Annotated in this window: 9 protein-coding genes; 4 read left to right on the top strand and 5 right to left on the bottom strand. The window is 72.2% G+C overall.

All coding sequences use genetic code 11. From position 1 onward, the window contains the following. Window positions 1-275: 275 nt before the first annotated feature. The 4 genes from IQ279_RS07245 to IQ279_RS27810 all read left to right on the top strand — a co-directional run bounded on the left by IQ279_RS07245 (window position 276) and on the right by IQ279_RS27810 (window position 4,449). Window positions 276-2,717, top strand: coding sequence for a helicase-associated domain-containing protein (locus IQ279_RS07245; RefSeq protein ID WP_372445088.1), 2,442 nt, complete (start codon window positions 276-278; stop codon window positions 2,715-2,717). Window positions 2,718-2,790: 73 nt separating this feature from the next. Next, window positions 2,791-3,684, top strand: a complete 894-nt coding sequence (locus IQ279_RS07240) for a phosphorothioated DNA-binding restriction endonuclease (RefSeq protein WP_206347471.1) — start codon at window positions 2,791-2,793, stop codon at window positions 3,682-3,684. Window positions 3,685-3,749: 65 nt separating this feature from the next. Further along, window positions 3,750-4,028 carry a CopG family transcriptional regulator gene (locus IQ279_RS07235; protein ID WP_206347470.1) on the top strand — a complete coding sequence of 93 codons (279 nt, stop codon included), beginning with the start codon at window positions 3,750-3,752 and terminating at the stop codon, window positions 4,026-4,028. 133 nt (window positions 4,029-4,161) lie between these two features. Beyond that, entirely contained in the window at window positions 4,162-4,449 is a 288-nt protein-coding gene (locus IQ279_RS27810) for a hypothetical protein (RefSeq protein ID WP_307792248.1), read from the top strand. 334 nt (window positions 4,450-4,783) lie between these two features. Here the strand turns inward: IQ279_RS27810 and IQ279_RS07225 are convergent, their stop codons facing one another. The 5 genes from IQ279_RS07225 to gap all read right to left on the bottom strand — a co-directional run bounded on the left by IQ279_RS07225 (window position 4,784) and on the right by gap (window position 9,119). Then, the gene (locus IQ279_RS07225) at window positions 4,784-5,500 is read right to left on the bottom strand and encodes an NAD(P)/FAD-dependent oxidoreductase (RefSeq protein WP_241027696.1); all 717 of its coding nucleotides are present in this window, start codon (window positions 5,498-5,500) and stop codon (window positions 4,784-4,786) included. A gap of 80 nt (window positions 5,501-5,580) precedes the next feature. Then, window positions 5,581-5,919, bottom strand: coding sequence for an STAS domain-containing protein (locus IQ279_RS07220; protein WP_206347469.1), 339 nt, complete (start codon window positions 5,917-5,919; stop codon window positions 5,581-5,583). Continuing rightward, the gene (locus IQ279_RS07215; RefSeq protein ID WP_206347468.1) at window positions 5,916-7,232 is read right to left on the bottom strand and encodes a PP2C family protein-serine/threonine phosphatase; all 1,317 of its coding nucleotides are present in this window, start codon (window positions 7,230-7,232) and stop codon (window positions 5,916-5,918) included. Before IQ279_RS07215 ends, IQ279_RS07220 begins: the two co-directional genes overlap by 4 nt. Further along, window positions 7,232-8,035, bottom strand: a complete 804-nt coding sequence (locus IQ279_RS07210; protein ID WP_206347467.1) for an alpha/beta fold hydrolase — start codon at window positions 8,033-8,035, stop codon at window positions 7,232-7,234. Before IQ279_RS07210 ends, IQ279_RS07215 begins: the two co-directional genes overlap by 1 nt. Window positions 8,036-8,111: 76 nt before the next feature. Then, window positions 8,112-9,119, bottom strand: coding sequence for a type I glyceraldehyde-3-phosphate dehydrogenase (gene gap / locus IQ279_RS07205; protein ID WP_206347466.1), 1,008 nt, complete (start codon window positions 9,117-9,119; stop codon window positions 8,112-8,114). Window positions 9,120-9,170 lie beyond the last annotated feature (51 nt).

Below are 9,170 nucleotides of genomic sequence, written 5' to 3'. Positions count from 1 at the left end.
TCCTCCGCAGCCGCCTGAACAGGCGAAATGAGAACCCCGGGCCGCTCAGCGGCCGGGGTTCTCGGCATGCTGTGGTCTCAGTCCTGGTCTCGTTTATTTCCGACATAAAGCGCTTTTCGCCGCATAGCTTTGCCACTGGTGGGTCGATCCACAGGACAACGCCCTTCACTCACCATCGGCTTCCTGCCGCCGCAGGACACAGGTCCCCCCGCGATGCGCCATTCTGGAGCGTGCGCAGGACCGGTTCCGGTTCCAAGGTCAACGGCGTCGTCTTTGTGAGGTGCCCCATCGGAAAGCCCAGCGGATCAACTCTGGCCTCGTGGCTGAGTGGTCTGGAAGTCGGCCGACTTGAGCGAGTCCTGGCGACTCGCCCGGATGCCGTGTCCCCGCCGGAGCCACGATCGTTCGGCGAACTCGCGGACCGCCTTCAGCGTCCGGCGTCGGTGGCCCCAGTGCTGGCGGAGCTCGCGCGGCCACAGCTGCAGGTGGCTGAGGCGCTGGCGGCATTGGGACCCGTTCCACGGGCCGCTTTGGCCGACCTGCTGGACGTGGCCGAAACGGAGACCGATCGCCGGCTGGATGCGGCCCTGGAGACACTGGCCGATCACGCGCTCGTCTGGCCGGACGGCCAAGGGCTGCTCCACATGACGGCGCCGTTGCGGCAGGCGTGGGATTCGCCGCTGGGGCTGGACGCGCCGCTCGCCCGGCTGCTGGCGGACACGACCTCCGAGGAACTGCGGCGCATGCTGGTGGCCTTGGGCATCCCAGCTCCCGGCACCACCAGGAAAGATCGGCTGGCCGCCCTGCTGGAACACCACAGTGATCCGAAGCGGGTGGCCGCGGTGGTTGCGGCGGCGCCTGTGGCCACTCGGGAGCTGCTTGAGCGGCGAGCCCGTCACCAGGGTGAACAGAGGCAGGAACAGACGGAGTTCCTGATGCTCGGGGCCCCACGGGCCGACTCCGGACCGGGTGCGCGGTGGGCGCTGGAGCGGGGGCTGCTGGTCCAGGACCGGTACTCCGGGTACGGGCCCGCACGCATGCCGGCCGAGGTGGCGCTCGCGCTGCGCGGGGCCGACTGGCACGCCCCGTTCGAGCCGTGCCCGCCCATCGTGCGGACGGTGTCCGTCACCGAGGCGGAGGTGGAGCGGGAGGCGGCGGCAGCCGCCACGGCGTTCGCCGCCCACGCCGCCTCGGTTCTGGCGGCGTGCGCCGCGTCTCCGCCGGCCCGTCTGAAGTCCGGAGGGGTCGGGGCGCGTGAGCTGTCCCGGATCGCCAAGGCCGCGCGGTGCGACGACATCGTCGTACGCCTTGTCCTGGAGACGGCGTACGACGCCGGGCTGCTGGCCCGGGACGGTGACCGGGTCGCGGCGACGGAAGGTTACGACGCCTGGGCGGAGCGGGAACCGGCGGAGCAGCTCACCGCGCTTCTCCAGGCGTGGCGAACGTTGCCGCGGACCCCGGCCCAGGCCCGCGACGAGGACGGCAAGGCGCTGCCCGCACTCGCCGGAACACCACCTTGTGGCGGCTGTGTGCAGGCCCGGGACGGGCTTCTCGCCGCGGCGGTGGCGCTCCCGGCGGACCAGGGGGTGCGGAGCCCCGTGGAACTGGGGCCGCTCGTCGCCTGGCACCGTCCGTTCGCCCATCCACTCCCCCAGGACGCCACGCCCTTCGCCTCCGTGGTCCGTGAAGCAGAACTACTCGGTGTGATGGCCCGCGGCTCCCTGTCCCGCATCGGTGCCGCCTTGCAGGCCGATGACGGCGAAGCACTGGCCGCGGCCAGTCGGCGGCTGCTGCCGACGGCCACCAGCACGGCCCGCTTCGGCGCGGACCTCACCGCCGTCGTCACCGGCACACCGTCAGCCCGCCTGTCCGCCCTGCTGGACGCCGTCGCAGAGCGGGAAGCCGTCGGCACGGCATCCGTGTGGCGGTTCAGCCCGGGCACCATCCGCGGCGCCCTGGACACCGGCCGTACACCCGACGCCATCACCGCCGACCTGGCCGACGTCGCCGTCGGCGCCCTTCCCCAGCCGCTGTCGTATCTGATCCACGACACCGCGCGCGCCCACGGCCGTATGCGCATCGCGCCCGCGGCCTGCGTGATCCACGGCGAGGAACCCGCCCTCCTCGCCGAACTCGCCGCCCACCGCAAGCTCGCCGAGCTCGGGCTGCGGCAGCTGGCGCCGACCGTGCTGGTCTGCCGGACTCCGCTCGACAAGACCCTCGCCGCGCTCCGGGCCGCCGGCTATGCCCCCGTCGCCGAGAAGGCCGACGGAACCGTACGCGTCGAGAAGACCCGGCACCGACGTGCCTCCGCCCCGGCTCCGACCCCGCTCCCAGGCCAACGACGGCGGTCCGTGCCGGCCGAGACCCCGGTGGACGTCGGCCTGAGCGCCCTGGCCGCCAGGCTGCGGGACGCCCCGTCGGCACTTCCGGATCCCGACCCGTTCGGCACCGGGGTCCCCTACGGCACGGACACCGAGGAGATCATCGCCGGGTACGCGAAGAACCTGACGTACAGCGATGTCCGCCAGCTCGCCCACGCCGTCGACGCCGGCACGGCCATCACGGTCGAGTACGTCGCCGCCTCGGGCAACCGGACCGTACGTACCCTCAGCGAGCTCGATCTCGACCCGCCCCATCTGTATGCCTGGTGCCATTTGCGCGAGGACGAACGGGTCTTCACCCTCTCCCGCGTCCTCGGCGTCATGCCCGCGTAGCCCTCGGCATGGCCCACTGACCCATCCCGTGCACGGACCATCGTTCGACCGGCCGCCACTACGATCGCCGGTCATGGACTGGGTCGAGCGCACCGCGCAGCTGAGGCAGTGGACGAGGAGTGGGGTGCGGGCTCCGCACAAGCCGTTGCTGTTCCTGTACGCGCTCAGCCGGTTTCAGCAGGACGCCGACGGCGAGCTGCGGTACAGCGCGGTGGAGCAGGACCTGCGGCGGCTGCTCGCCGAGTACGGGCCCGGTAACCGGACGACGCCCGCCTATCCCTTCCACCACCTGGTGAGTGACGGGGTGTGGGAGGTGCGCACCGAGCGCGGGACGGGCAGCCCCGGGACCGGAGTCAGGGAGCTGCGGGCGACCGGGGCCGCCGGGCGGCTGACGCCTCAGCTGCGGGCGGCACTGCGGCGGGAGCCGTCCCTGCTCGGCCGGATGACTCGGGTGCTGCTCGATCTGAACTTCCCGCCCTCCCTCCACGGCGAGCTGTGCGAAGCCGTCGGCCTGGAGTTGGAGGAGGCCGAGACCGGACGGTTCTCGGCCGCGCGCAGGCAGCGGGACCGGCGGATGCGGGAGATGGTCCTGACGGCGTACGAGTACCAGTGCGCCTTCTGCGGGTACGACGGCAGGATCGGCGCGGTGCCGGTCGGGCTTGAGGCCGCCCATGTGCGCTGGTGGGCGTTCGGCGGACCGGACGACATCGACAACGGGCTGTGCCTGTGCTCGCTGCACCACAAGCTCTTCGACAAGGGCGTTCTCGGTATCGGCGAGGGCCACCGCATCCTGGTCTCGCAGAGCTTCGTCGGCCGCAGTACCGCCGCCCGCGAGCACGTCATCACGCTCGCCGGCCGTCCGGTCATAGGTCCCCGGCCAGGCATCCGTCCCATCGCCGCCGCCCACCGCTCCTGGCACACCGGACAGGTCTTCCACGGCAGCCCACGTCCCGCCACGACCGCCTGATCGCCGATCCGGCGGTCACAGAACGCACTGGTAAGCAGGGCGATACCAGGAGTATGGCCTCTTGTATGGCGACGAAGAAGGTAACGGTGACGATTCCCGCGGATCTCCTGGACGAGATCCGCGCGGAGGCGGCGGAGCGGGGCCTGTCGGCGTACGTCGCCGAGGCGCTGCGCTTCAAGCGCGACCGGGACCGGCTGCGGGAGCTGTCCGACTGGCTGCAGGAGGAACACGGCTCCCTCACCGAGGAGGAGCACACGGCAGCGTTCGAGGAACTGGAGGGGCTCGACGCCGAGCACGAGCGCCGTCGCACCGCCGGAACGCACGGCGCGGGAGAGGCCGCGTGAAGAAGCGGGCCGGTGAGCCGGGCCGGCGACCACTGCGCGTCTTCGTACTCGACTGCGAAGCCTTGTCCTGGCCGTGCGCGGCGACCGGAAGATGATGGCATGGCTCGGCCTCGCGGCCGGAGGTGAAGCCGAGGTGGTGACATCTCCGCTGACGCTGATCGAGGCGTACGACGGCAGAACCACCGAACAGCGCTGGGACTGGGTGCTCTCGCGGCTCCGAGTCGCCGGCATCGGAAAGAACGAGGCCCGCCAGGCCCGCCGCCTGCTGGCGGATGCCAAGCCGCGTGGCCACAAGTACGCGATCGACGCGGTGCTCGCCGTCATCGCGCGCCAGCAGAAGGGGCAGGTCACCATCTTCACCTCGGACGTGGACGACCTGGAGAAGCTGGTTCCGGAGTCGATCGTCGTCAAGAAGGTGTGACCCGGCACTCCGGTCTCATTTCTGGTCTCGTTCACCCCCGTCCAGAGCCGTTCATCAACCGTCCGACTCCCGGCTCCGTCCCAGGTCAGAACGACCCCATCCGTCGCCGAGCCCCCAGGCGAACATTTGGAAAGCGTGTTGGGGGCAACCCCTCACGAGTTCGAATCCCGTATCCTCCGCCAGTGCCTCACCGGGCATGTTGTCGAAGGGCCCCACCGTTCGCGGTGGGGCCCTTCGACGTGCTCCGTCTCAATCTCCGTCTCAGTTGCCCTCCGGAGGCTCCGGAAAGGCGTCGCCGTCATCGCTGCCGCGGTCGGCTTCGTGGCGGTGTGTCTCAGCTCTCGGTGATCGGTTCCCTGGTCGCGTAGTAGGCGTGCAGTGCGGCCTCGCCTCCGGAACCCAGGGCCGTCATGATCCGCTGGAAGCGGGCGGAGCGCAGATCACCGGCCACGATGACACGGGGATGCTGTTCGGTAGGCGGGCAGTAGCCGTCCGCACCGCGGACCAGATCGCCGGGCGGGGCGGTCGGCGCGTTGCCGATGCTGAGGTAGGCGGCGTCCGCCACGACCGCCCGCCGCTCACCGCTCCTGCCCGCCACCTCCGCCGACACGGAGGCGCCCTCCCCGGGCCCCAGCGTCAGATGCCCGACGGGCAGGAGCGTGACCCGGGGGTCCTCGCGGATCTCCTCGACCTTGTACGCGTCGGCCGCCGGGTACGCCACCAGCAGGCGCGTTTCGGTGGCCGGGTGGGCGCGCAGGAAGGTGCCGACCGTGCGGTCGCCGCCCAGGACGAGAAGGGTGCGGCCCTCGGCGTCGGCCTCCCCGGCCTGCCACAGCGGGGGCAGGGTCAGGCCGCCGGAGGCGGTGACCCAGGCGGCATCCCGGGGCTGGAGAGGACCGGTGCCGGTGGCGAACACCGCCCGGCAGTCGCGCACCAGCCGGTCCAGGTTCAGGGACAGGCCCCGCCCCCGCCCCTTGAGTTCCGCCGTGCCCCCAAGCCTGACACCCGCGGTCGACGGGCACGGGCGGGTCGGGGAAGCCCAGCGCGTCAACGCCGAGTACCGCCGCGCCGCGGACGGGGGGCCGGCGGCTCCGGTCCCGGTTCGGACTGGTCGCGCGGGCGCGGCCCCCGTCAGGACCGGGTGGCGGTCTCGCTGTCGGGGTGGATGGGGAGAATCTGGTCGAGGCCGACGACACGCAGGATGCGCAGGGTGTTGCCGGGGACGGCGGCGAGGGCGACGTCGGCCCGGGCCGCGTGGGCGTGGTTGCGGGCGGCGATCAGGGCGGTGATGCCGCTGGAGTCGCAGAACTCCAGACCGGCCAGGTCCACCACGAGACGCTGCCCCGGTCGCAGGGCGAGCGTGGGGAGCAGTTCACGCAGTCCGCCGGCGCTGGCGTAGTCGAGGTCGCCGGTGACCTCGAGGACGGGGCCGGTCGCGGCGTTCCGGGTGGTGATCTTCAACGGGCTCATCGTGCGTTCTTCGTTACCGGATCGGGAGCGGGATGGGCAGGGACGCCGAGGGCGAGCAGGGCGGTGTCGTCGTCCAGGCCGTCACCGAAGTCGTCGAGCAGGCCGGTCAGCGCCCGGATGACGTCACGGGCGGGTTTGCCCGCCTGGCCCGCGGCGAAGCCGAGCAGGGCCTGGTCCCCGTAGAGGGTGGCGCGGTCCTCGCCGGTACGGGCTTCGGTGAGGCCGTCGGTGTAGAGCAGGAGGGTGTCGCCGGGAGCGAGGACGGTGCTCGCGGAGACGAAGCGCGGGTCGGACAGGATGCCGACGAGGAGACCGCCGGGGGTGGGCAGGAAGTCGGCTCGGCCGTCGGCCCGCAGGACGACGGCCGGCGGGTGACCGCCGGCGGCGATGCGGACGGCGACCTGCCCGGTGGCGGGGTCGGGTTCGAGGAGGCCGAAGACGGCGGTGCAGTAGCGCGGGTCGCCGCCGGTGTAGCGCTCGTGCAGCACGGCGTTCAGGGTGGACAGGGCGGCGACGGGATCGGGGTCGTGGAGGGCCGCGGCGCGCAGGGTGTAGCGCGTCAGCGACGTCACAGCGGCGGCCTGGGGGCCCTTGCCGCACACGTCGCCCAGGAAGAACGCCCAGCGTTTGCCGTCCACGGCGAACAGGTCGTAGAAGTCGCCGCCGAGCCTCTCGGGCGAGGCCGTGTGGTAGTGGGCGGCGGCCTCCAGTCCGGGGACGTCGGGGAGCACGTCGGGCAGCAGGCTCTGCTGGAGCGTGGCGAGGGCCTCCTGGAGCCGGACGCGGTCGGTCTCCGCCTGCTCGCGCGCCGCCTCCGCCTGTTCGCGCGCCGCCTCCGCCTCCCGCTTGCGCCGCAGGAGTTCCTCCTCGTAGGAGCGGCGGTCGCGGGCGTCGAAGACGGTGGTGCGGATCAGCAGCGGCTCACCCTCGCCGCCGTACTTCACCGCCGAGGAGACGAGGACCGGTATTCGCACGCCTTCCGCGCCCCTGATCTCCAGGGCGATACCGCCGATCTCGCCCTGCATGCGCAGCAGCGGCGCGAAGTGCGTCTCGTGGTAGAGCCTGCCTCCCACCGTGAGCAGATCGGTGAACCGCATCCGGCCCACCACCGCGCTCCGCTCCAGGCCGAGCCAGCCCAGCAGCGTGGCGTTGATCTTCGCGATCGTGCCGTCCATCAGCGTGGACAGGTAGCCGCACGGCGCGGTCTCGTAGAGCTCCTCCGCGCTGTCCTCCAGCAGGGCGGCGAACGCGGCGTTCCCGGCGTCGTTCCCCCCCGCCTCGTGCGGGTCGGGCTGCCGCCCGGAACGGCACATCACCGCAGGCCCGCCAGGAACGCGGTGATCGCCGCGTTGGTGGCCTCGGGCGCCGACAGGTGCGGGCAGTGCCCGACCGCCTCCAGCGTGACCAGCTCCGATCCGGGGACGGCCCGGTGGACGAAGGCGCCGACCTCCCGGGGGGCGATGGCGTCCTGGGCGCATTCCAGCACCAGCGTGGGCACCTTCACCTTTCCCAGGTCGTCGCGTGAGTCCGACAGGAAGGTGGTCCGGGCGAAGACGCGGGCCATGTCCGGATCGGTGGCGCAGAAGCTGTTCCTCAGCTCCTCGCCGAGTTCGGGCCGGTCCGGCGTTCCCATGATCACCGGCGCCATCGCGGCCGACCAGCCCAGATAGTTCGCCTCCAGGGAGGCCAGCAGCTCGTCGATGTCCTGTGCGCTGAACCCGCCCCGGTAGCCCTCGTCGTCGATGTACCGCGGCGAGGGGGCGACCATCACCAGTGCCCCGATGCGCTCCGGCGCCATGCCGGCGGCCAGCACGCCGGTCATCGCGCTGACCGAGTGCCCCACGAACACCGCGTCGCGCAGGTCGAGGGCCTCGCACACCTCCACCGCGTCCCGGGCGTAGCCGTCCAGGGAGGCGTAGCGGTCCTCGCGGAACGCGGACGGGTCGGAGCGGCCCGAGCCGACGTAGTCGAACAGCACCACCCGGTAGTCCTCGGCCAGCGCCGGCACCGTCAGCCGCCACATGTTCTGGTCGCAGCCGAAGCCGTGCGCCAGCACCACGGCCGGCCCTCGCGGGTTGCCCGTGACGGTGACGTTGTTTCTGCGCCGGATGTCCATGCCCGCCATTCTCCCAGCCCGCGCCCGCCGTCCCGGCACGGCCCCGGGGACGGCGGACCGGCCGCCCCGGCGCGCGTCAGCGGGTGGCGAGGAGTTCGAGGGTGTCGATCACCCGGTTGGAGAAGCCCCACTCGTTGTCGTACCAGGCGACGACCTTGATGTGGCGGCCGTCGACGCGGGTGAGGGCCGAGTCGAAGACCGACGAGGCCGGGTTTCCGGTGATGTCGGACGACACCAGCGGATCCTCCGAGTACTCCAGGATGCCGGCGAGCGGCCCCTCCGCGGCGGCGCGGTACGCCCCCAGCACCTCCTCTCGCGTCACCTCGCGGGCAACGGTCGTGTTCAGCTCGACGATCGAGCCCACCGGGACCGGCACGCGGATCGAGTCGCCCGACAACCTGCCGTCGAGGTTCGGCAGCACCAGTCCGATCGCCTTGGCGGCGCCCGTCGTGGTCGGCACGATGTTGACGGCGGCGGCGCGGGCGCGGCGGGCGTCGCGGTGCGGGCCGTCCTGCAGGTTCTGCTCCTGGGTGTAGGCGTGCACCGTCGTCATGAAGCCGTGCTCGATCCCGGCGAGCTCGTCGAGTACGGCTGCCAGCGGTGCGAGGGCGTTGGTCGTGCACGAGGCGTTGGAGACGATCGTGTGTGCGGCCGGGTCGTACGCCCCGGTGTTGACCCCGAACGCGAGGGTGACGTCCGCGCCGTCCGACGGCGCCCCGACGAGCACCCTCTTCGCGCCGGCGTCGAGGTGGGCGCGGGCGGCCCCGGCCGAGGTGAAGCGGCCGGTCGCCTCCAGCACGATGTCGACGCCGAGCCCGTCCCAGGGCAGCTTCGCCGGCTCGCGCTCGGCGAGGACCACGATGCGGTGGCCGTCCACGACGAGGGTGTCCCCGTCGGTGCTCACCGGGCGGCCGAGTCGGCCGGCCGTGGTGTCGTAGGCGAGCAGCCGGGCGAGGGTGGCGGGCTCCGTCAGGTCGTTGACGGCGACGATCTCGAGGGTTTCGAGGGCGCTGCCACGCTCCAGCAGTGCGCGCAGCACGTTGCGGCCGATACGGCCGAATCCGTTGATGGCGATACGGGTCATGGGTGGCCTCCTCCGGTTCGCCACCAGCCTCGCGTGCGGCGCCGGTCCGTG

Origin of the sequence: Streptomyces verrucosisporus (assembly GCF_017114865.1) — a bacterium.
GTDB classification, from domain to species: Bacteria; Actinomycetota; Actinomycetes; order Streptomycetales; family Streptomycetaceae; genus Streptomyces; species Streptomyces fenghuangensis.
This window is presented reverse-complemented; position numbering and strand designations above follow the sequence as displayed.